The following is a 21984-nucleotide window of genomic DNA, read 5'->3' on the forward strand; positions in this document are numbered from 1 at the left end:
CCAGGGGGGCGCACGGCGCGGGTCGTGCGGACCCGCGCCGTGCGGCGCAGGTCAGGATGCCGCGCGCTCGGCCGCCTCGACGACGTTCGTCATCAGCAGCGCGACGGTCAGGATGCCGCGCGTTCGGCGGCCTCGACGACGTTCGTCATCAGCAGCGCGACGGTCATCGGGCCCACCCCGCCGGGGTTCGGCGAGAGCCAGCCGGCCACCTCGGCCACGGCCGGGTCGACATCCCCGTACACCGTGCTCTTGCCGGTGGCCGGGTCGTCCTCGCGGGTGACACCGACATCCAGCACCGCCGCGCCGGGTTTGACGTCCTCGGGCCGCACGATGTGCTTCACCCCGGCGGCGGCCACGATCACGTCCGCCTGGCGCAGATACGAGGGCAGGTCCACGGTGCCGGTGTGCGTGAGCGTCACTGTCGCGTTGATCTGGCGGCGCGTGAGCAGCAGCCCGATCGACCGGCCGATCGTCACCCCGCGGCCGACCACGACCACGTGCTTGCCTGCCAGGTCGTAGTCGTTGCGTCGCAGCAGCTCGATCACCCCGCGCGGCGTGCACGGCAGCGGCGTGGTGATCGGGCTGTTCACGTTCAGCACGAGCCGGCCCAGGTTCGTCGGATGCAGACCGTCGGCATCCTTGGCCGGATCGATCCGCTCCAGGACCGCGTCGGTGTCCAGGTGCTTTGGCAGCGGCAACTGCACGATGTAGCCGTGGCAGGCCGGGTCCGCGTTGAGCCGGTCGATCGCCGCCTCGACGTCGGCCTGCGTCGCGTCCGCGGGCAGCTCGACGTGGATCGAGTTCATCCCGATCGCCTCGGACTGCTTGCGCTTCATGCCCACGTACAGCTGCGAGGCCGGATCCGCCCCCACCAGCACGGTCGCGATCCCCGGCGTGATCCCCCGCGCCCGCAGCGCCGCGACCCGCTCGGCCAGCTCAGCCTTGATCGCCGCCGACGCGGCCTTCCCATCCAGCACCTGCGCTGTCATGTCTCGTCTCCTCGTGTCCGGTCCCCGTCGGCGAGAGTGCATCTGACGGACGAGAACGTGGGTATTCCCCGCCCCCTCGTCCGTCAGATGCACTCTCGCGGTCGGCGGGGCGGCCGACCGTCGCCAATCACTATGCCGATAGTGATACTACCCCGGCGGGATGCCGCGGGCGCCAGACCCGCTACTGCTGCAGCCCCGGGTACAGCGGGAACGCCTCGGCGAGCGCGGCGACGCGGGCGCGCAGCGCCGCGACATCCGGGTCCGGCAGCAGCGCGAGCGCTATGACGTCGGCGACCTCCGCGAACTCGGCGTCGCCGAACCCGCGGGTGGCCAGCGCCGGCGTGCCGATGCGCAGGCCCGACGTGATCATCGGGGGACGCGGGTCGTTCGGCACCGCGTTGCGGTTCACGGTGATGTGGATCTCGTGCAGCAGGTCCTCGGCCTGCTTGCCGTCGATGACGGCGTCGCGCAGGTCGACGAGGACCAGGTGCACATCCGTGCCGCCGGAGCGCACCGCGATCCCGGCGTCCGCGACATCCCGCTGCGCGAGCCGGTCCGCGATGATCCGCGCACCGGACAGGACGCGCTCCTGACGCTCGGCGAACTCCGGCGTTGCCGCGATCTTGAACGCCGTCGCCTTCGCGGCGATCACGTGCATGAGCGGGCCGCCCTGCTGACCCGGGAACACCGCGGTGTTGATCTTCTTCGCCAGCTCGGCGTCGTTCGTGAGGATGAAGCCGGACCGCGGCCCGCCGATCGTCTTGTGCACGGTGGATGACACGACGTGCGCGTGCGGGACCGGGGACGGGTGCAGCCCGGCCGCGACGAGCCCGGCGAAGTGCGCCATGTCCACCCACAGCAGCGCGCCCACCTCGTCGGCGATGGCGCGGAACGCGGCGAAGTCGAGGTGGCGCGGGTAGGCCGACCAGCCCGCGATGATGACGCGCGGCTTGTGCTCGTGCGCGAGCCGGCGCACCTCGTCCATGTCCACGAGCGACGTGGCGGGATCCACGCCGTAGGCGACGATGTTGTACAGGCGCCCGGAGAAGTTGATCTTCATGCCGTGCGTGAGGTGCCCGCCCTGGTCCAGGGACAGCCCGAGCAGCGTGTCGCCGGGCCGCGCTATGGCGTGCAGCACGGCGGCGTTCGCGGTCGCACCCGAGTGCGGCTGGACGTTCGCGTACGCCGCGCCGAACAGCGACTTCGCGCGCTCGATGGCGAGCTGCTCGGCGACATCCACCTCTTCGCAGCCGCCGTAGTAGCGGCGCCCGGGGTAGCCCTCGGCGTACTTGTTCGTGAGCACCGATCCCTGCGACTGCAGCACCGACACCGGGACGAAGTTCTCCGAGGCGATCATCTCGAGGTAGCCGCGCTGCCGCTCGAGTTCGCGCTCGAGGACCTCCGCGATCTCGGGGTCGACCTCGGCGAGCGGGGCGTTGAAGTAGCGGTCGGTCATGACATCTCCTCGACTCGGCACAGGCAGGCAACGGGTGTTCACATCGGCCCAGGCGCGCGGTCGAATGCCGGTCGGTCGCTCCCCGGTGGTGACCCACCCCAACGCCAGTCGCGACATCCCGAGCATACCGGATGGGCCCGCGGCTCCTTGTCCCGTGCCCGAAGGGTTTGTTAGTGTGCCTTACATGAAGCGCATGCGCCGCGGCCGCGGTACGGAGGCCGCCGCCGTGCTCGCGCCTGTGCCCGGCCGCACCATCTTCCGCTCGCCCGAGATCGCGTGGGCCGGCCGATGAGTGTTGACCGCGTCATCCACTCCGCCCGGCTCGTCGACGACGGCAGCGTCACCGACGATGCGTGGGTGGCGTTCGCGGCGGGCACGGTGGCGGCACGGGGCACGGGTGCGGGATGGCGCGAGCTGGCGCCGCGCGCCGTCGACGACGCGCACGGGGCATGGCTGACGCCCGGTTTCGTGGACATCCACGGGCACGGCGGGGGTGGCGCGGCGTACGACGACGGCGAGGCGGCGATAGCGACCGCGCGGGCGGTGCATCGTGCGCACGGCACCACGCGCGCGGTGATCTCGCTGGTGACCGCGCCGATCGAGGATCTCGCCGCGCGCGCGGCGGTCGTTGCGGAGCTGGCGGCCGCCGATCCCACGGTCCTCGGCTCGCACCTGGAGGGACCGTTCCTCGACGTCGGACACAAGGGCGCGCACCCCGCGTCGCTGCTGCGCGCGCCGGATGCCGCGGCGATCGACCGGCTGCTGGAGGCGGGCGCCGGGACGATCCGGCAGGTGACGCTCGCCCCGGAGCTGCCCGGCGGGATGGCGGCGATCCGGCGCCTGTCGGCGGCGGGGGTCGCCGTCGCCGTCGGGCACACCGATGCCGACGACGCGGCGGCGCGAGCTGCGTTCGATGCCGGAGCCACGATCCTCACGCATGCGTTCAACGCGATGCCCGGCATCCATCACCGGGCGCCGGGGCCCGTGGTCGCGGCGCTGAACGACGAGCGGGTGACGCTCGAGGTGATCGCCGACGGCACGCACGTGCACCCCGACGTCATCCGCCTGCTCGTGCAGGGGGCGCCGGGCCGGGTCGCCCTGGTCACGGATGCCATGGCGGCGGCGGCCGCGGGGGACGGCGAGTACAACCTGGGCGGTCTCGCGGTCTCGGTATCCGGCGGGGTGGCACGGCTCGTGGAGGGCGGCGCCATCGCGGGATCGACGCTCACCCAGGACGCCGCGATCCGGCTCATGGTCACGCGGGTCGGGATGCCGCTGCCCGCCGCGGTCGCCGCCGCCACCGCCGTTCCCGCCGCCGCGGTCGGCGTCGCGGACAGGTTCGGTTCGCTCGCGCCCGGCCGCGCCGCCGACGCCGTGCTCCTCGACGACGCACTCACGGTGCGCCGGGTCTGGGTCGACGGGGCGCCGGTCTAGCGCGCGCGGGCGGGCGCCGCGCTCACGGTGCGCTCGGCCGCCGCGCTCGGCCGCTGCGCTCGGGCGCTTCGCTCGGGCGCTTCGCTCGGCGCTTCGCTCGGGCGCTTCGTTCGGTCGGATCGCTCGGCCGCCGCGCTCGGCCGCTTCGTGGCGCTCTGCCGGGCCCGCTACGCGCTCGCGCTACACGAATCCGCGTCCGCGCCACGAATTCGCTGACGCGAACGCAGAACGCTACAGCGCGAAGGGCTCGACGATCGAACGCACCGCGAAGGACGCATCCGTCCGCGCCATGCGTCGCGCGCCCCAGCGCCTCACCCACCACCTCGCGCTACAGGAATCCGCGTCCGCGCCCGGGATTCCCAGCAGCGAACGCGCAACGATGCAGCGCAAAGGATGCAGCCACCTCGCGCTACACGAAATCCGCGTCCGCGCCACGAACTCGCTGATGCGAACGCAGAACGGTGCAGCGCACAACCCGCGGATGCCGCACGGGACACGACGCGGCAGCCGCGGCATCCATCTCCCGGCGCCTCCCCAGACCAGCGAAATCGCCCGGACTCCGCGACTTCTCCCCATCTGTCGCGTGACGTCATCGTCACGCCCGCGCGGAGCGGCACCATCGTACGCATGACGCTCCAGCTCGACTCGACGCTCGCCTTCATCCGCCGATCCGACCGGCCGCTCGACCCGGTCGACGACCGGCGCCTGCGCCGCGCGATCGATGCCGGCGAGTGGACGCGCATCGTCCCGGGCGCGTTCACACCCACCGCGGACTGGAACGCACTCTCGCCACTCGACCGTCACCGCGTCTTTGTCGAAGAGGCCCTGCGCCGGCGGGAGAGCCCCGCGGTCATCTCGCATTGCGCCGCTGCAGCGCTGCACGGAATCGACATCCTCGGCCCCTGGCCTCGGCACATGGATGTCACGACGACGTGGGCGACGGGCGGGCGGTCGAGCGGCACGACCCGTCGGCACGCTCTCGGTCTGGATGACGTCGAGCGGGTGCCTTGGGGCAACCACGAGATCACGACGCCGGCGCAGACCGCGCTCGATCTCGCGCGCACCCTCCCGTTCACGAAGGCCGTGACAGCCGTCGACCAGGCCATCTGGGCCGACCGGCCGGGCGGGCCGCTGACCACGATCGAGGAGATCCTGCGCAGGTTGGGCGACAGCCGACCGCGCCGCGGCGACGTGAAAGCCCGACGAGTCATCGCTTTCGCCGACCCGACGGCCGCCAACGTCCGGGAATCGCAGAGCCGCGTCGTCGTCGTGCAGCTCGGCTTCCCCACACCCGTCGTGCAGGCGCGTCGCGTGCTGCGCAGCGGCCGGCTCGCGATCGCAGACCTCCTGTTCGAGGACGAGGATCACTGGTGCGAAATCGACGGACGCGGCAAATACCTCAGCCCGGAGTTCGGGGCAGGGCGCGACGCCGCGCACATCGTCATCGACGAGAAGAACCGCGAGAACGAGATCCGTCGCGAGGTGCGGGGGTTCTCCCGGTGGGAAGCCACCGACGCGGATCATCCGCGCCGGATCTGGGACATCCTCGTCGGGGACGGCATGCGCTGTTCACGACCACGCCCGTAGAGGATGCCGCGGCGCGGCGTCGTCTGCGGCTCCGGCCGTGCGCGAGGCGGCTCGGATCCTCGCGCTACACAAATCTGCAATCGCGCCAGGAGTTCCGTGGCGCGAACGCGGAAAACTGCAGCGCGAGCGAATCGGCACCGCGAAACGGAGCAGCGCACGCACAAGATCGCAGCGGGAGCAGAGGCGTGCAGCGCGAGCGAGGACGTGCAGCGCAGGCGACGTCCGGATCCTCGCGCTACACAAATCTGCACCCGCGCCAGGAGTTCCGTGGCGCGGACGCGGAAAACTGCAGCGCGAAGGAGACGACTTGAACCCCGCCCCCCCACCCCGCACCCCGCTCCCCGCACCGCGCCCCAACGTAGACTGAGGGCATGTCCTCCCCCGATCACGCCGCGCCCGCGCCGGGCACCCGCGAGCCGCTGTCGGCGGTCGACGTCGTCGCGTTCCTGTGCGAGCTCTTCGCGTTCTTCACGCTGGCGTTCTGGGGCTTCGCCGCGTGGGTGTTCCCATGGAACATCGTGCTCGGGCTCGGGCTGCCGATCGTCGCGATCCTGCTCTGGGCGCTGTTCGTCTCCCCCCGCGCGATGGTCCCGGTGCACCCCTTCGTCCGCGCTGTCGTCGAGCTGCTCGTCTACGCGGCCGCCACGATCGCGTGGTGGCACATGGGCCAGGCCTGGATCGGGCTCGCTTTCGCCCTCGTCGCCGTCACCGCGGGCGTGATCGCCGGGCGCCGCCGCTTCATATGACGGATGTCGTCGCCCTGCTGCGCGCCGCGCTCGGCGAGAGCGTCGACACGACGGATGCCGCGCTGCAGGCGGTCCGCGCCGACAAATCCGGGCATGCGGAGGCCGGCACGCCCCTCGCGGTCGTGCACGCGGCATCCGTCGCCGACGTGCAGGCGACGCTGCGGATCGCCACTGCGACGCGCACCCCGGTCGTGCCCCGCGGCGCCGGCACTGGCCTCGCCGGCGGCGCCAACACCGGCACCGGCGCTATAGCGCTCTCGCTGCGGCGCATGGACCGGATCCTCGAGGTGAGCCCCGACGACCTGCTCGCGGTCGTCGAGCCCGGCATCCTCAACGCCGACCTCAACGACGCGCTCGCCGCGCACGACCTGTGGTGGGCGCCCGACCCCGCGAGCCGCGCGATCTCGACCGTCGGCGGCAACATAGCGACCGGCGCCGGCGGCCTGCTGTGCGCGAAGTACGGGGTGGTCCGGGATGCCGTGCTCGGCCTGGACGTCGTCCTCGCCGACGGCCGTCTGCTGCACCTCGGCCACCGCAGCGTGAAGGGCGTCACCGGCCTCGACCTGACGAGCCTGCTGATCGGCTCCGAGGGCGTGCTCGGCGTCGTCGTCGGCGCCACGCTCAAGCTGCGCCGCCTGGTCCCCGGCGAGGTGCACACGATAGTGGGCATGTTCGCCGACGTCCGCGCCGCGGCCGCGGCATCCGCCGCCGTCACCGCCGCGGGAATCCAGCCCGCGATCATGGAGCTGATGGATGCCACGAGCCTGGCCGCCGTGCACAGGCTCCTGGCCCTGCCCGTCCCCGACGGGGCCGCGCAGCTGACGATCCAGACCGACGGCCCGGCCGCCGCCGCCGAAGCCGCCGCGATCGCGGTGGTCCTGCGCGCGCATGGCGGACACGTCGAAGTCTCCGCCGATCGCGAGGAGGGTGAGCGGTTGCTCGCCGTGCGCCGCAGCATGCACGCCGCGATGGCGTCGCTCGGGACCACGCTGATCGAGGACGTGGCGGTGCCGCGCAGCCGGCTCGCCGAGATGTTCGACGAGATAGCCCGCGTCGAACGCGAGCACGGCGTCGTCATCCCCACCGTCGCGCACGCGGGCGACGGCAACCTGCACCCGAACTTCATCTTCGACGGCCCCGACGTGCCCGAGGAGATCTGGGATGCCGCCGACGACGTGTTCCGCGCCGCGCTGCGGCTGGGCGGGACGCTCACCGGCGAGCACGGCATCGGCGTGCTCAAGCGCCGCTGGCTGGCCGACGAGCTCGGCCCGGACCAGTGGGAGCTGCAGCGGCGGATCGCGGCGGTGTTCGACCCGCTCGGCATCCTCAACCCGGGGAAGGTCTTCGCCCCGTAAGCAGGGCGTCAATCCCTCACAGTTCCTGCCACGCCGGCTTGTTGTCCCACGTGTAGCGGTAGTAGTCGGCGAACCGAAGCCGGGATGCCGCGGCCTCGTCCACGACGACGCTCACGCGCGGGTGCAGCTGGATCGCCGAGCCGGGCAGCGACGCGGTGACCGGCCCCTCGACGGCGCCGGCGACGGCATCCGCCTTGCCCTCGCCGAACGCGAGCAGCACCAGGTGCCGCGCGCGCAGGATAGTGCCCAGCCCCTGCGTGATGCAGTGCATCGGCACCTCGTCGATCGAGTCGAAGAAGCGCGCGTTGTCGGTGCGGGTCTGCTGCGTCAGCGTCTTCACGCGCGTGGCCGAGGCGAACGACGAGCCCGGCTCGTTGAAGCCGATGTGCCCGTCGGTGCCGATCCCGAGGATCTGCAGCTCCACGCCGCCGGCGGCCTCGATCGCCTGCTCGTAGTCGGCGCCGGCGTGCTCGATCGAGGCGACGGCGCCGTTCGGCACGCGGATGCGGTCGGGGTCCAGGCCGAGCGGCTCGATCACCTCGCGCCGGATCACGTTGCGGTAGCTCTGCGGATGCTGCGAATCGATGCCGACGTACTCATCGAGTGCGAAGCCCCGCACCCGGGATACGTCGATCCCCGCCAGGCGCGGCCGCAGCGCCTCGTACACCGGCAGTGGTGTCGAGCCGGTGGCAAGACCCAGGACGACCTCCGGGTCGGCGGCGACCAGCGCGACGATCTCGTCGGCGACGAGCGCGCCCGCCGCGGCGGCGTCCGGGACGATGATGACTTCAGCCATGGGTGGCCCTCTCGGTAGGGGTGTCGTGGGCGGTGCTGACGCGCCCGTCGTCGGCGACGGCGTCGGTCGTGGTCCCGCCGACGTCGAGGCCAACTCTGATCGGGCCGGTCATGTGCGCGGTTCGCTCTCTTCGGGTGCGTTGTGTCGCGGGGTCGGGGACGGAGCTAGGAGACGCCGAGCTGCGCGGACAGGACCATCACCGCGGTCCCGCGCAGCACGATGTCCGGCCCCTGGTCGGTCATCCGCACCCGGATGCCGTCGTGTACCCGGGCGAGCGTCCGCGCGCGCAGGGTCTGCGCGGTGGCGTCCGCGAGCGGGCCGTCGAGCAGGTCGCGGGGGCCGGACAGGACCACTTCGGACAGGTCCAGGGCGCCGACGATCGGCGCCAGCGCCAACCCCAGCCGGGCGCCCGCGTCGCGCAGGACGGCGGCGCCGGCGACGGGACCGGATGCCGCCGCCAACCGATCGGTGAGCGCGGGTACCGCGATCCAGGCCTCGAGGCATCCGTCCCGTCCGCACGAGCAGCGGGGACCGCCGTCGGTGCCGACCGTGACGTGCCCGATCTCACCCGCCGCGAAGCGGCCGCCGATCAGGGGACGGCCGTCGGACAGCAGCGCCGACCCGACGCCGCGGCCGACACGGACGAGGATCACGTCGTCGCCGGCACCGCCGAACGTGTACTCGGCGAGCACCGCGGCGTTCGCATCGTTCGCGACGACGACCGGCAGGCCGAGGGCGCCGCGGAGGGTGCCCTCCAGGTCGAATCCTGTCAGTCCCAGGTTTGGGGCGGTGAGCACGACGCCGGCGTCGTCGACGATGCCGGGCGTGCCCACCCCAATGCCGAGGAGGGGAGCGTGCGCGTCGGCGACGAGGTCCCGCGCGAACGCGACGATGGTGCCGACGACATCCCCGTCGGGGCCGGGGTGCGCCACCTCGCGGCGGACGAGGATTGTGCCGTCCAGGGTGAGCAGTGCGCCGGTGAACACGGCGGTGCCGGACAGGTCGAGGCCGAGGATGCGGTGGCCGTCGCGGTCGAGGTCGACGAGCATCGCCGGCTTGCCGGGCCGCGACACCTCGCGCATCCCCTTCTCGGCGATGAGTCCGTCGGCGATGAGCTCGGCCACCAGGTCCGAGATGGTGACGCGGGTGAGGCCGGTCTCCCGTGACAGGTCGGCGCGGCTCATGGCGCCGCGGTGGAAAAGGGTCTGCAGGACGAGGGCGCGGTTGTGGGCGCGGGCGTGCTCGGGGAGGACCTTCACGGCGCGCCGCGAGCGGGCGCGGGCGACCGGACCCGCGGATGCCGCGGACGCGGCGGGTGCGGGGGTTCCGGCTGCGGAAGGCTCACGCCGCACGTCCGATGACGACACATTTGTTAGTGAACCTTACGAACACCGTCGGCGCAAGCTCGTCCGCCCGGTTCGCACCGGGTTTACAGAAACGTTATCGCGCCGGGGCTCCGACGCCCCGCCTGGGTGCCCGATCCTCCCGACTGCGGCCCGGTGGTCCATTAGCATTGACGCCCAGGGGGAACAGGGGGCGACCGTGGGTGAGGCACCACAAGAACCCGGCATCGACGCGCCGGGCGACGTCGCGTACGCGTGGGCGCCCGCGCCCGCCCCGCGCCGCCGGCGGCGTCTGGGACTGTGGCTCGGCACGCCCGCCGCCGTCGTCCTCGTCGGCGTGATCGCCGCGTCCCTCATCCTGATAGCGCCGGGCACCGCCGTGGCCGGCGTCGCCGTGGGCGGCATGACGCCGGGGGCCGCGGCCGCCGCCATCCAGTCGCACCTGGACAAGACGACGATCCGGCTCACCGGCGCCGGCGTCGAGGCGACGCTCACCGGGGCCGACCTCGGGGCCAGGGTGGATGCCAAGGCCCTGGCGGACTCCGCGTTCCGGCAGCACCCGATGTGGAACCTCGCGGCGTGGTTCGCGGGCCGGCTGCAGGCGCCCGTCGCGCTCGACGAGGCCCGGGCCACAGCGGCGCTGCGTCGTGCCGCCCCCGGCCTGTACCAGGACGCGACGGATGCCGGGGTGCGCTTCGATGCCGGGTCGGGGATGTACGCCGCGAGCCCCGCTGCGGACGGCACGAAGATCGACCTCGGCACCGTCACCACGGCCCTGCAGGACGCTTTCGCCGGCGGCGCACCCGTCTCGGTGGATGCCGTGAAGGTCCCGGCATCCCCCGCGGTGTCCACCGCGACCGCGGAGAGCACGGCCGCGTCCCTGAACACGCTGCTGGGCACCATCGGGTTCTACGTCGGCGAGGAGCGCGCCGTCCCCGTGGACCGCAAGGTCGCGGCATCCTGGCTCACCGTCACGCCCGCCGACGGGAAGCTCGTCGTCACCGCCGACACCGCCGCGATCCAGCGCGTCGTGGACACGCTCGCCGTCAAGGTCGACCGCAAGCCGCGCACCGGCGTCGAGGTGACCGACACCGCCGGCAAGCTGCTGGGCACGGCCACCGAGCCGCTGGACGGGCGGACCCTCGGCGACACATCCGGTGCGGCGGCGGCGTTCGCGGCGCAGCTGGCCGCCGGCGACGGGAAGTACCAGGTGCCGGTGACGCTCGCGAAGGCCACCACGACGACGGTGTCCCGCAGCGCGATCGTCGACCTCAGCGACCAGCGCGCCTACTTCTACGAGGACGGGAAGCTGTGGCGCAGCTACCTCGTGTCCACCGGAGCGGTCGGGCACGACACCCCGACGGGCTACTTCCGGGTGTTCGCGAAGGTGCGCATCCAGGACATGGGATGCTTCCCCGGGGCCGAGTACTGCACCAGGAACGTGCCCTGGGTCACCTACTTCGCGCCGGACGTGGGTTTCCACGGCACGTACTGGCACCGCAATTTCGGGCACGTGATGAGCCACGGCTGCGTGAACATGCCGATCGACGTCGCCAAGTACATCTACGACTGGGCGCCGTACGGCATGGAGGTCACCGTTCGCCGCTAGCCGGCTGACCGCGCGAGGCCGACGCCGAGGGGTGGATGCCGTCGGCAGCCACCCGCCGCTGTCAGCGCAGGCCGTCGATGATGGCGTTCAGCGTCGCCGACGGCCGCATCACCTTCGCGACGAGGTCGCCGTCGGGGCGGTAGTAGCCGCCGATGTCGACCGGGGACCCCTGCACGGCCAGGAGCTCGTCGACGATCGTGGTCTCGTTCGCGGCGAGCGCCTTCGCGACCGGGGCGAACGCCGCCGCCAGCTCGATGTCGTCGGTCTGCTGGGCGAGCTCGGTCGCCCAGTACAGGGCGAGGTAGAAGTGGCTGCCGCGGTTGTCGATGGTGCCGAGCTTGCGGCCGGGCGACTTGTCGTTCTCCAGGAACGTGCCGGTCGCGCGGTCGAGCGTGTCGGCGAGCACCTGCGCCTTCGCGTTCCCGGTGACCGTCGCGTAGTGCTCGAACGACGCGGCGAGGGCGAAGAACTCGCCCAGCGAGTCCCAGCGCAGGTAGTCCTCCGCCAGCAGCTGCTGCACGTGCTTGGGCGCCGACCCGCCGGCGCCGGTCTCGAACATCCCGCCGCCGGCCAGCAGCGGGACGATCGAGAGCATCTTCGCGCTCGTTCCCACCTCGAGGATCGGGAACAGGTCGGTGAGGTAGTCGCGCAGCACGTTGCCGGTGACGGAGATGGTGTCCAGCCCCTGGCGCATGCGCGCCAGGGAGTAGCGGGCGGCTTCGGACGGCGGCAGGATCGTCGTGGTCGCCCCGGCGGTGTCCAGCCGGCCGAGCTCGGTGGCGACCTTGGCGATCAGCTGCGCATCGTGCGCGCGGTTCGCGTCGAGCCAGAACACGGCGGGGTCGCCGGTCGCGCGGGCGCGCGTCACGGCCAGGCGCACCCAGTCGCGGACCGGGACGTCCTTCGTCTGGGTGGCCCGCCAGATGTCGCCCTTGCCGACGGCGTGCTCGATGAGCACGTCGCCCTCGCCGCCGACGATCTGCACGCGCCCGGCGGCGGGGATCTCGAAGGTCTTGTCGTGGCTGCCGTACTCCTCCGCGGCCTGCGCCATGAGTCCGACGTTGGGCACGGTGCCGATCGTGGCGGGGTCCAGCGGGCCGTTCGCGATGACGTCGTCGATCACGGCCTGGTACACGCCGGCGTAGGACGAGTCCGGGATGACGGCCAGTGTGTCGTCCTCGCCGCCGTCCACGCCCCACAGCTTTCCGCCGTTGCGGATCAGCGCCGGCATCGACGCGTCCACTATCACGTCGCTGGGCACGTGCAGGTTCGTGATGCCCCGGTCGCTGTTGACGTACGACAGCCGCGGGCCGCGGGCAAGATCCGCGGTGATGGCGGCGGCGATCTCGGCGCCGCCGTCCACGTCGGCAAGACCGGTCAGGATCGAGCCCAGGCCGTCGTTCGCGCTGAGCCCCGCGGCGGCGAGCTGCTCGCCGTATCGGGTGAACACGTCCGCGAAGTAGGCCTTCACGACGTGCCCGAAGATGATCGGGTCGCTGACCTTCATCATCGTGGCCTTCAGGTGCACGGAGTACAGGACGCCGGCGTCGTCGGCCTCCCGCATCGTCTGCGCGAGGAACGCGTCCAGGGCCGCGGCGGACAGGAATGTGGCATCCACTATCTCGCCGGTGAGCACCTTCAGGCCGTCCTTGAGCACCGTGACGGTGCCGTCCTCGGCGATGTGCTGGATTGTCAGCACATCGTCGGCGGGGAGGACGACGGACTTCTCGTTGTGCGCGAAGTCGTCGTGCCCCATCGTGGCCACGCGGGTCTTCGACCCGGCGGGGAACGGCTTGTTCGTGTGCGGGTGCTTGCGCGCGTAGTTCTTCACCGACAGCGGCGCGCGGCGGTCGCTGTTGCCCTGGCGCAGCACCGGGTTCACGGCGGAGCCCTTGATCCGGTCGTAGCGGGCGCGGACGTCCTTCTCCTCGACGGTGGACGGCTCGTCCGGGTAGTCCGGGATGTCGTACCCCTTGCCCTGCAGTTCGGCGATGGCGGCCTTCAGCTGCGGGATCGACGCGGAGATGTTGGGGAGCTTGATGATGTTCGCCTCGGGGAGCGTGGCGAGCCCGCCGAGCTCGGCGAGCGCGTCGCCGACCTGCTGTTCGGGTGTGAGGTCCTGCGGGAACGCGGCGAGGATGCGGCCGGCCAGCGAGATGTCGCGGGTGGCGACATCCACTCCCGCCGTCCCTGCGACCGCCTGCACGATGGGCAGGAAGGATGCCGTAGCCAGTGCCGGCGCCTCGTCGGTGTAGGTGTAGATGATGGTGGAGTCGGTCACCGCGGGCCTCTTCGTCTTGTCGCTCGAATGGGGTGTCTCCAGCTTATCGTGACCCCGGAGATATCTTGATATCGAGATATCTCGAGGGGCGTGGACCGCGTCCGCGCGTGGCGGGGCCATGTGCCGGAACGGCAATTGCCGTTACCCTGGCGTTATGAGCGAGCTACGACTGGTGGAACTGTCCGCGTCGACGATCGTGGCGGTGAACAACTTCTCGCTCAAGCCCGGCCAGGAGGAGTTCCTCTCCCCGGTCAGCTACGGCATCGCGGCCACCGTCGTGAACCCCCAGACCTCGTGGCAGCGGGTCGTCGTCGACGACGACGAGGTTGTGGGGTTCATCAGCGCGAACTTCGACCCGGACTTCCCGCAGGAGCACTTCCGGTCCGTGCTGTGGCGGATCAACGTGGACGCCGACGAGCAGGGGCGCGGTGTCGGCCGGTTCGCCGTGGACGGGCTGCTGGACGAGGCGCGCAAGCGCAACATGAGCCACGTGGACGTCATCTACGAGGCCGGCAGTGGCGGCCCGGAGAAGTTCTTCCAGCGCGTCGGGTTCGTCCCCGTGGGCGAGACCGAGTACGGCGAGGTCATCGCCGAGATCACGCTCTGACCCGACACCCCGTCGCGGGGATGTCACACGAGCGACTCGCGCCACGCGGCGTGCAGCTGCGCGAACCTGCCGGTGCCGGCGATCAGCGTCTCGGGGGCGTCGTCCTCGACGATGCGGCCGTGCTCCATCACCAGCACCCGGTCGGCGATCGCGACCGTCGACAGGCGGTGCGCGATGATGATCGCGGTGCGGTCGGCCAGCAGCGTCTGCAGCGCCTCCTGCACCTGCCGCTCGCCGGGCATGTCCAGTGACGCCGTCGCCTCGTCGAGGATCAGCACCGCCGGATTCGCCAGGAACGCGCGCGCGAACGAGATCAGCTGCCGCTGCCCGGCCGAGACGCGCCCGCCGCGCTTGTTGACGTCCGTGTCGTAGCCGTCCGGAAGCGCCGCGATGAAGGCATCCGCCCCGACGGCCCGCGCGGCGGCGCTGATCTCGTCCATCGTGGCATCCGGTTTGCCGAGGGCGATGTTGTCGGCGACGGTGCCGCTGAAAAGGTACGCCTCCTGCGTGACCATGACGATGGCCCGGCGCAGGTCCTTCGGGTGGAGGTCGCGCAGGTCCACGCCGTCCAGCATCACCGCCCCGCTCGAGGGGTCGTAGAAGCGGGACACGAGCTTGGCGAGCGTGGACTTGCCGGCACCGGTGGTGCCGACCAGGGCCACAGTCTGCCCGGCCGGGATCTGCAGCGAGAAGTCGGGCAGGACCGTCTTGCCCGCGCCGTACGCGAACGAGACATCGTCGAATCGCACGGCGCCCTTCGCGTCCCACAGGTCCACCGGCTGCATCGGGTCGGGGACGCTCGGCTCCTCCTCCATCACGCCGGAGACCTTCTCCAGCGCCGCGGTCGCGGACTGGTAGGAGTTCAAGAACATGGCCACCTCCTCCAGCGGGCTGAAGAAGTTGCGGATGTAGAGGACCGCCGCCAGCAGCGTGCCGATCAGCAGCGTGCCGTCGACGACCCGGAACGCACCCCAGAGCAGCACGACCGCCATCGTGACGTTCGCGAGCAGGATCAGCGCGGGATCGAACACGCCGTACAGGTTCACCAGGCGCAGGTTCACCCGCCGGTACTCGGCGGAGATCTCGCCGAACTCGCCGTCGTTGCGCTTCTCCTTGCGGAATGCCTTCACCGCGCGGATGCCGGTCATCGTCTCGACGAACTGGACGATGAGCCGCGCCGAGACCACGCGCGACTCGCGGTAGCCCTTCTGCGACTGCCGGTAGAACCAGCGCATCAGCAGCGCGAGCGGGAGGCCCATGCAGATCAGGACCGCGCCGCTGCGCCAGTCCAGCAGGAACAGCGAGATCAGCGTGAACACGCCGAACAGGGCGCCGGAGACGAGCTGGTTCAGGCCTCCGTCCAGCAGCTCCCGGATCGCCTCGAGGTCGCTGGTCTGCCGCGAGATGATGCGGCCGGACGTGTACGTCTCGTGGAACTCCAGGCTCAGCCGCTGCGTGTGCCGGAAGATCCGAGTGCGCAGGTCGAGCAGGATCGTCTGCGTGAGCTTCGCCGACAACACGACGAACCAGCCCATCAGCAGCGCCCCGACGACCCCGACCACGAGGTACGCGATCGTGATGCCGAACGCCGGCATCCAGTCCGCCGCCGCAAGCGCACGCGGCAGCGCGACGTTGATGCCGAACGCAATCAGTGCGGGGCCGATCACCTGCAGCGCGGTGGAGACGACGATGACCACCGCGGAGAGGACCACGAGCCCGCGCATCGGCGCGACCAGCGACCCGAGCAGGCGCAGCGAGCGCTGCCGGATCGCCCGGCTCTCCGCCTTCGTGTAGTCGTTGCGGTCCTCGCCTGCGGTTCCAGAGACAGTGCTCACAGGTTCACCTCCGTCGTCCGCACGCGCTGATCCTCGTCCTGCAGGCTCGAGATCACGTAGCGGTAGTGCTCGCTGGAATGCAGGAGCTCGGTGTGCGTGCCGACGGCCGTGATCCGGCCGTCCTCGAGCAGCGCGACCCGGTCGGCCAGAGCCACGGTGGACGAGCGGTGCGCGACGATCAGGGCCGTGGTGGCGGCCAGGACCCGCCGCAGCGCCGCCTCGACGAGCGCCTCGGTGTCGACATCCAGCGCCGACAGCGGGTCGTCCAGCACCATCACCGTCGGCGCCGCCGCGACCGCGCGGGCCAGGGCGAGCCGCTGGCGCTGCCCGCCGGACAGGCTGAGCCCCTCCTCCCCGACGGTGGTGTCGACGCCCTCGGGCAGCTCATACGCGAACTGCGCCTGTGCGGTCTGCAGGGCTTCATCGAGCACGGCCTGCGCCTGCGGACTGTGGATGTCGAGGTCGTCGCGGCCCAGGAGCACGTTCTCGCGCACGGTGGCCGAGAACAGCGTGGCATCCTCGAACGCCATTGCGATGTGCCGACGCAGTTCGGTGAGCGTGAGGTCGCGCACGTCGACGCCGTCCAGCTCGACGCGGCCGCCCGTGACGTCGTAGAGGCGGGCGGGCAGCGTCGTCAGCGTCGTCTTTCCGGAGCCGGTGAGCCCGACCAGGGCCATCGTCTCGCCGGGACGCAGCACGAGGTCGATCCCGTCGAGCAGATCCCGCTCCCCTGCGCGGGCATCCTGATACCGGAACCGCACGCCGCGGAACGCGAGCTCGCCGCGAGGCTGGCCGATGGTGGCGGGATGCTCGGGGTCGGCGATAGTGTCCTGCTCGTCGAACACTTCGAAGATCCGGTCGGTGGCGGTGCGCGCATCCATCAGGAACGAGAACAGGAACCCGAGCGAGTCCAGCGGCCACCGCAGCGCCGTCGCCATCGCGAAGAACGCGAACAGCTCGCCGACCGTGAGCTGGCCCAGCGTGGCCAGCCAGATGCCGAGCAGCAGGCAGACGCCGAACGCGAGCATCGGCACGGACTCGAGCCAGAACCACAGCAGGCCGACCTCCCGCGCCTTGCGCATCTCGATGCCGCGCAGGCTGTCGGCCTGCCGGGTGAACTTCGCCAGCGCGTGCTTGCCCCGGCCGAACGCCTTCAGGACCCGGATGCCGTGCACGCTCTCCTCGACGGAGGTCGCGAGGTCGCCGGCGCGGTCCTGGCTCTGCCGGGTGAGCGTGCCGTAGCGCTGCTCGAACCGGTAGCCGAAGAACCACAGCGGGACCGAGATGACGATGAACGCGGTCCCCAGCGCCCAGTGCCAGCGGAACAGCAGCAGGGTGCCGATCACCACGGTGAGCAGGTTGACGACCAGCATGATCACGCCGAACACGAGCCAACGGCGGACGAGGCTGATGTCCTGCATCATGCGGCTGAGCAGCTGACCCGACTGCCAGCGGTCGTGGAACGCGACGGGCAGCCGCTGCAGCCGCTGGTAGAACTCCTGCCGGATCTCGTACTCGACCTTCGTGGCGGGGCCGAGCACGAACGCGCGGCGCAGGAACACGAACAGCGCCTCGAGCGCGCCCAGCAGGAGCACGCCGGCGCACGCCCAGACGATGAGCGGGATGTGGCCGTCGGCGATCGGGCCGTCCACGGCGCCCTGGAGCACGATCGGGATGATCAGCGTCATGATCGTGGCGGCCAGGGCTGTCAGCATCCCGCCGACAAGGCGTGGCATGACCGGCCTGACGAAGGGGATGAGGCGCGCGAGCGCGCGCGGCGTGGACAGTCGCTGCGAAGACGTGGAAGTCATGATCCTTGGAAGGGGTGGATGGCAGACGGATGTGACCCGGAGGGGCACCGGAGCGGCGACCGATACGGCCGCGGGATGTCGGTCAGTCGTGCCGACGACGAGGCGGTGGCGGAGCGGCTATCCCTCGGCGAGCGGCCCGGCGACGATCGGACGGAAGACGACCGGCCCTGCAGCACTGACGGCCTGATACATGGCTTCCTCCTCGGATCGACGTGGCGCTGTCGCGGGCACCGCTCGCGACAGCCCTCCAGCCTATGCCCGCGCTTCCTCCGCGCGCAACACACCCCCCTGTCGCGAGGCATCCCCCAAATCCGCGAGGCATCCCCCAAATCCGCGAGGCATCCTCAAGTCCGCGAGGCATCCCTCAAGTCCGCGAGGCATCCCCCAAATCCGCGAGGCATCCCCCAACTCCGCGAGGCATCCCCCAAATTCGCGAGGCATCCCTGCGAAGTTCGGGGCTGCCTCGGCAAGTTCGGGGATGCCTCGCGAAGTTCGGGGCTGCCTCGCGCAGTTCGGGGCTGCCTCGCGAAGTTCGGGGCTGCCTCGCGGGACGGGGGGCGAGGCGTCAGGCGGCGGACTCGCGGGTCAGCAGGCTCCGCTTGACGTCGACGCCCCAGGCGAAGCCGCCCATCGAGCCGTCGCCGCGCAGCACACGATGGCATGGCACGAACAGCGCCGGCGCGTTCCGGGCGCAGATGGACGCGACCGCGCGCACGGCCGACGGCCGGCCGAGCGCCGCCGCGAACTCCGTGTACGACAGCGGCGCGCCGGGGGTGATGGCGCGCAGCGCGCGCCATCCGGTCTCCTGCATGGATGTCCCGAGCTGCCGCACCGCGACCGTGCCCACGGCCGCGACGTCGCCGCGGTAGTACGCGTCCACGGCCTCCGCCGCCTCGGTCCGCCCGGCGACGACATCCGTCGGCCGCAGCCGCGGGTGGATCCGGGCGACGGCGACCTCAAGATCTCCGGTCCAGCCGGACGCCAGCACACTCCCACCCTCGTCGGCGACGATAGTGAACGGCCCGTCGGGGGTGTCGATGGTCTGCCATGTGCTGCTCATGAGGTGCTCTTCCTGGTCGAGGTGGTCGAGGTGGCCGAGAGGCTGGGGGTGATCGCGGTGACCGGAGGGGCCTGGACGGATGCCGTGCGCCAGAAGTGCGCGGTCAGGTAGCTGCGCCACGGGGCGGCGCGGGCCGCCCACTCCACCAGCGGCTTCGGGTCGGCGGGCAGGCCGAGGCGAGCGGCGCCCGCCCGCGCCGCGAGATCCCCGGGCAGGAACACGTCCGGGTCGCCGGTGATCCGCATCCGCACGTAGTCGGCGGTCCACGGCCCGATGCCCGGCAGCGCGAGCAGCGCGGCCCGCTGCCGCCCCGGGTCGTCCCCGGGGCCCAGCTCGAGCCGTCCCTCGGCGACGGCCGCCGCGGCGCCGGTGATGGCGCGGATGCGGGCACCCGGCCCGCGCAGCACCTCGGCGCCGCGCTCGGCGATCGCGGTCATGGTGGGAAACAGGATGCCGCCGTCGGCGAGCCGCTCCCCCAGGGCCGCGGTCAGCCGGCCGAGTGCGGTGCGAGCAGCGGCGACCGAGATCTGCTGCCCGATCATGGCGCGCACGAGCATCTCGTCCGGGTCGACCGCGCCCGGGACGCGGATGCCGGGCACCGCCATCACCGCGGGCACGAGCTCGGGATGCCGCGACAGGGCGGCGTCGACGGCGGCGGGGTCGGCGTCAAGATCGAAAAGCCGGCGGGCACGCGCGAGCAGCGCGGGCAGGTCGGACAGGTGCGCGAGCTGCGCGTCCAGGCGGAGCGTGCCGTCCTCGGCGTGGATGCGCATCCGAGCCGGTCCGTGCGGCAGCGCGAGCGTACGCGCGTACGACGCGGCATCCGCCTGCTCCATGCCGTCCACGGCACGCGCGCTCATCCAGCCGAACAGCCCGGCGAGGTCGATCGGCGCGCGGTGCGCGAGGATTAGCCGGATGCCGCCGCCGGCCGCGTCGCCGGACGGCACCGTGTGCCGCCGAGCGCGCAGCTGCAGCGGCGTCATCGCGAACACTTCGCGGATCGTGTCGTTGAACTGGCGGATGCTGGCGAACCCGGATGAGAACGCCACGTCCGCCGCGGGCAGCGCCGTGCCGACCAGCAGCATCCGGGCCGTGTGCGCACGGTGCGCACGGGCGAGCGCGACGGGCCCTGCGCCGAGCTCGGTCGTGAGGATGCGGTTCAGCTGCCGTGCGGAGTACCCGAGCCGGCGGGCGAGCCCGGGCACGCCCTCGCGCTCGATGACGCCGTCCTGGATCAGGCGCATGGCCCGGCCCGCGGCATCCGTGCGCAGGTTCCACTCCGGCGAGCCGGGCGCGGCGTCCGGCAGGCACCGTTTGCACGCGCGGTAGCCGGCCTCGTGGGCCGCGGCCGCGGTCGGGTAGAACGTGACATTCGAGGGCTTGGGGGTGCGCGCCGGGCAGCTCGGGCGGCAGTAGATGCCGGTCGAGCGGACGGCCGTGATGAACTGCCCGTCGAACCGCGCATCCCGCGCGTCGATCGCGCGGTAGCGCTCGTCGAAGGTCATCGTCGCCAGGCTCATGCCCCTAGCCTGACACGCCCCGACGACAACGGCTCGCGGAAATCGGACATGGCCGTGGCGGCCGCAGGCGGCGTGAGGCGGCACGGCGGCACGTGGCGGCGGACACTGCACCGGCCTACCGTGAGGTGATGCAGACATACGACCTCATCGTGATCGGCGCCGGACCCGTCGGGGAGAACGTCGCGGATCGCGCGGCGCAGGGCGGCCTGGCGGTCGTTGTGGTGGAAAGCGAGCTCGTCGGCGGGGAGTGCTCGTACTGGGCGTGCATCCCGTCGAAGGCGCTGTTGCGCGCGCCGGCGGCGATCCGCTCAGCCCAGGACGTCGATGGTGCACGCCAGGCGGTGACCGGCCCGGTCGATGCGGCAGGCGTCTTCCGCCGTCGCGACCGCCTCACGCACGACTGGGCCGACGACGGCGACGTGGAGTGGCTGCGCAGCGCCGGCATCGACCTCGTACGGGGGCACGGGCGCCTCACCGGAATCCGCGAGGTGACCGTCACCCCGACTGCCGGCGCGGCCGTGACACTGCGGGCGCGCCACGCGGTGGCGGTGTGCACCGGGACGACCGCGTCGATCCCCGACATCCCCGGACTGCGCGATGCCCAGCCGTGGACCAGCCGCGAGGCCACGTCGGCACGGGCGGTGCCCGATGCGCTGGCTGTCATCGGGGGCGGCACCGTCGCATGCGAGATGGCGACCGCGTATGCCGCGCTCGGCAGCCGGGTGACCATGGTCGTCCGCTCGAGCCTGCTCGGGCGCGCGGAGCCGTTCGCGCGGGATGCCGTCCGCGACGGTCTGGTGCGGGCGGGCGTGCAGATCCGCTCCGGCGAGGCGATCGACGTCCAGCGCCGACCCGACGGCTCGGTCGTGCTCGCGCTCGACGACGGCGACAGCGTGCACGCGAGCGAAGTGCTCGTCGCGACCGGGCGCGCACCGCGCACGGAGGATGTCGGACTTCAGGCCGTCGGCCTGCCGACCGGATGGCTGCACGTGGACGACACGATGCTCGTGAACGGGACCACCTGGCTGTACGGCGTCGGCGACGTGAACCACCGCGCCCTGCTCACGCACGAGGGCAAGTATCAGGCGCGCGCCGCGGGAGATGTGATCGCCGCACGGGCGGCAGGTGCGATGGTGGATGACGCACCATGGGGCCGGCACGTCGCGACGGCCGATCACGCGGCCGTGCCGGAGGTGACGTTCACCGATCCCGAGGTCGCCTCGGTCGGGCTCACAGCCGCAGCCGCCGAGGCGGCCGGGCATGATGTCCGTGTCGTCGACATCGACCTCGCTGGCATCTCAGGCTCGGCCACGCACGCCGACAACTACACCGGTCGGGCCAGGGCGGTCATCGACCGCGGTCGCGGCGTGCTGTTGGGTGCCACGTTCGTCGGACGGGATGTCGCGGAGATGCTGCAGGCCGCGACGATCGCCGTGGTCGGGGAGGTGCCGCTGAAGCGCCTGTGGCATGCGGTGCCGGCGTTCCCCACGATCGGCGAGGTGTGGCTGCGCTGGCTCGAGGCGTACGGCCGCGACAGCGCCTGAGCGGTGCCCGG

The 21984-nt window shown here is 71.9% G+C and carries 16 protein-coding genes and 1 riboswitch; of the genes, 7 read left to right on the forward strand and 9 right to left on the reverse strand.

Annotated elements, in window-relative coordinates:
* Window positions 1–107: 107 nt before the first annotated feature.
* Both GH740_RS07005 and glyA read right to left on the reverse strand, forming a co-directional pair.
* Window positions 108–989, reverse strand: a complete 882-nt coding sequence (locus GH740_RS07005; RefSeq protein ID WP_153745349.1) for a bifunctional methylenetetrahydrofolate dehydrogenase/methenyltetrahydrofolate cyclohydrolase — start codon at window positions 987–989, stop codon at window positions 108–110.
* A 181-nt stretch (window positions 990–1170) separates the two neighbouring features.
* On the reverse strand, window positions 1171–2445 hold the full coding sequence (gene glyA / locus GH740_RS07010) for a serine hydroxymethyltransferase (RefSeq protein ID WP_153745350.1): 1275 nt from the start codon (window positions 2443–2445) through the stop codon (window positions 1171–1173).
* A gap of 39 nt (window positions 2446–2484) precedes the next feature.
* Window positions 2485–2567: riboswitch (ZMP/ZTP riboswitch) on the reverse strand.
* 166 nt (window positions 2568–2733) lie between these two features.
* On the opposite strand from glyA, the gene nagA reads away from it, so the two are divergent.
* The 4 genes from nagA to GH740_RS07030 all read left to right on the forward strand — a co-directional run bounded on the left by nagA (window position 2734) and on the right by GH740_RS07030 (window position 7567).
* On the forward strand, window positions 2734–3879 hold the full coding sequence (gene nagA, locus GH740_RS07015) for an N-acetylglucosamine-6-phosphate deacetylase (RefSeq protein WP_153745351.1): 1146 nt from the start codon (window positions 2734–2736) through the stop codon (window positions 3877–3879).
* Window positions 3880–4506: 627 nt separating this feature from the next.
* Window positions 4507–5466, forward strand: coding sequence for a hypothetical protein (locus tag GH740_RS14075; RefSeq protein WP_253941276.1), 960 nt, complete (start codon window positions 4507–4509; stop codon window positions 5464–5466).
* A gap of 371 nt (window positions 5467–5837) precedes the next feature.
* Window positions 5838–6212 (forward strand): YrdB family protein, encoded by a 375-nt coding sequence (locus GH740_RS07025; RefSeq protein WP_153745352.1) that lies wholly within the window; start codon window positions 5838–5840, stop codon window positions 6210–6212.
* A complete protein-coding gene (locus GH740_RS07030; RefSeq protein ID WP_153745353.1) occupies window positions 6209–7567 on the forward strand; it encodes an FAD-binding oxidoreductase in 1359 nt (452 codons plus the stop codon). The genes GH740_RS07025 and GH740_RS07030 overlap by 4 nt, the downstream gene beginning before the upstream one ends.
* Before the next feature lie 16 nt (window positions 7568–7583).
* On the opposite strand, the gene GH740_RS07035 is transcribed toward GH740_RS07030, so the two are convergent.
* Window positions 7584–8363 carry a glucosamine-6-phosphate deaminase gene (locus tag GH740_RS07035; RefSeq protein ID WP_153745354.1) on the reverse strand — a complete coding sequence of 260 codons (780 nt, stop codon included), beginning with the start codon at window positions 8361–8363 and terminating at the stop codon, window positions 7584–7586.
* Between the two features lie 164 nt (window positions 8364–8527).
* Window positions 8528–9622, reverse strand: a complete 1095-nt coding sequence (locus GH740_RS07040; protein ID WP_367641056.1) for an ROK family protein — start codon at window positions 9620–9622, stop codon at window positions 8528–8530.
* 283 nt (window positions 9623–9905) lie between these two features.
* Between GH740_RS07040 and GH740_RS14305 the strand changes: the two genes are divergently transcribed.
* Window positions 9906–11315 (forward strand): L,D-transpeptidase, encoded by a 1410-nt coding sequence (locus tag GH740_RS14305; protein WP_153745355.1) that lies wholly within the window; start codon window positions 9906–9908, stop codon window positions 11313–11315.
* 61 nt (window positions 11316–11376) lie between these two features.
* On the opposite strand, the gene GH740_RS07050 is transcribed toward GH740_RS14305, so the two are convergent.
* Window positions 11377–13596, reverse strand: coding sequence for an NADP-dependent isocitrate dehydrogenase (locus GH740_RS07050; protein ID WP_367640955.1), 2220 nt, complete (start codon window positions 13594–13596; stop codon window positions 11377–11379).
* A 154-nt stretch (window positions 13597–13750) separates the two neighbouring features.
* On the opposite strand from GH740_RS07050, the gene GH740_RS07055 reads away from it, so the two are divergent.
* Window positions 13751–14203, forward strand: coding sequence for an N-acetyltransferase (locus GH740_RS07055; protein ID WP_153745357.1), 453 nt, complete (start codon window positions 13751–13753; stop codon window positions 14201–14203).
* A 23-nt stretch (window positions 14204–14226) separates the two neighbouring features.
* Here the strand turns inward: GH740_RS07055 and GH740_RS07060 are convergent, their stop codons facing one another.
* From GH740_RS07060 to GH740_RS07075, 4 genes are all read right to left on the reverse strand, one after another.
* Window positions 14227–16038 carry an ABC transporter ATP-binding protein gene (locus GH740_RS07060; protein WP_367640957.1) on the reverse strand — a complete coding sequence of 604 codons (1812 nt, stop codon included), beginning with the start codon at window positions 16036–16038 and terminating at the stop codon, window positions 14227–14229.
* Window positions 16035–17849, reverse strand: coding sequence for an ABC transporter ATP-binding protein (locus GH740_RS07065; RefSeq protein ID WP_153745358.1), 1815 nt, complete (start codon window positions 17847–17849; stop codon window positions 16035–16037). Before GH740_RS07065 ends, GH740_RS07060 begins: the two co-directional genes overlap by 4 nt.
* A 565-nt stretch (window positions 17850–18414) precedes the next feature.
* Entirely contained in the window at window positions 18415–18909 is a 495-nt protein-coding gene (locus GH740_RS07070) for a methylated-DNA--[protein]-cysteine S-methyltransferase (RefSeq protein ID WP_153745359.1), read from the reverse strand.
* A complete protein-coding gene (locus tag GH740_RS07075; protein ID WP_153745360.1) occupies window positions 18906–20429 on the reverse strand; it encodes an Ada metal-binding domain-containing protein in 1524 nt (507 codons plus the stop codon). The genes GH740_RS07070 and GH740_RS07075 overlap by 4 nt, the downstream gene beginning before the upstream one ends.
* Before the next feature lie 128 nt (window positions 20430–20557).
* Here GH740_RS07075 and GH740_RS07080 point away from each other — a divergent pair, with 128 nt between their 5' ends.
* Window positions 20558–21973, forward strand: a complete 1416-nt coding sequence (locus GH740_RS07080) for an NAD(P)/FAD-dependent oxidoreductase (RefSeq protein ID WP_153745361.1) — start codon at window positions 20558–20560, stop codon at window positions 21971–21973.
* Window positions 21974–21984: the final 11 nt, after the last annotated feature.

The sequence above is a fragment of the Microbacterium sp. SYP-A9085 genome, assembly GCF_009649635.1.
Lineage (GTDB): Bacteria > Actinomycetota > Actinomycetes > Actinomycetales > Microbacteriaceae > Microbacterium.

Excerpts from the sequence above, each read along its gene's own strand:
- glyA (WP_153745350.1), bottom strand. The coding sequence starts at position 2,445 with ATGACCGACCGCTACTTCAACGCCCCGCTCGCCGAGGTCGACCCCGAG.
- GH740_RS07065 (WP_153745358.1), bottom strand. The coding sequence starts at position 17,849 with ATGACTTCCACGTCTTCGCAGCGACTGTCCACGCCGCGCGCGCTCGCG.
- GH740_RS07055 (WP_153745357.1), top strand. The coding sequence starts at position 13,751 with ATGAGCGAGCTACGACTGGTGGAACTGTCCGCGTCGACGATCGTGGCG.
- GH740_RS07075 (WP_153745360.1), bottom strand. The coding sequence starts at position 20,429 with ATGAGCCTGGCGACGATGACCTTCGACGAGCGCTACCGCGCGATCGAC.
- GH740_RS07030 (WP_153745353.1), top strand. The coding sequence starts at position 6,209 with ATGACGGATGTCGTCGCCCTGCTGCGCGCCGCGCTCGGCGAGAGCGTC.
- GH740_RS07080 (WP_153745361.1), top strand. The coding sequence starts at position 20,558 with ATGCAGACATACGACCTCATCGTGATCGGCGCCGGACCCGTCGGGGAG.
- GH740_RS07070 (WP_153745359.1), bottom strand. The coding sequence starts at position 18,909 with ATGAGCAGCACATGGCAGACCATCGACACCCCCGACGGGCCGTTCACT.
- GH740_RS07025 (WP_153745352.1), top strand. The coding sequence starts at position 5,838 with ATGTCCTCCCCCGATCACGCCGCGCCCGCGCCGGGCACCCGCGAGCCG.
- GH740_RS14075 (WP_253941276.1), top strand. The coding sequence starts at position 4,507 with ATGACGCTCCAGCTCGACTCGACGCTCGCCTTCATCCGCCGATCCGAC.
- GH740_RS07005 (WP_153745349.1), bottom strand. The coding sequence starts at position 989 with ATGACAGCGCAGGTGCTGGATGGGAAGGCCGCGTCGGCGGCGATCAAG.
- nagA (WP_153745351.1), top strand. The coding sequence starts at position 2,734 with ATGAGTGTTGACCGCGTCATCCACTCCGCCCGGCTCGTCGACGACGGC.
- GH740_RS07035 (WP_153745354.1), bottom strand. The coding sequence starts at position 8,363 with ATGGCTGAAGTCATCATCGTCCCGGACGCCGCCGCGGCGGGCGCGCTC.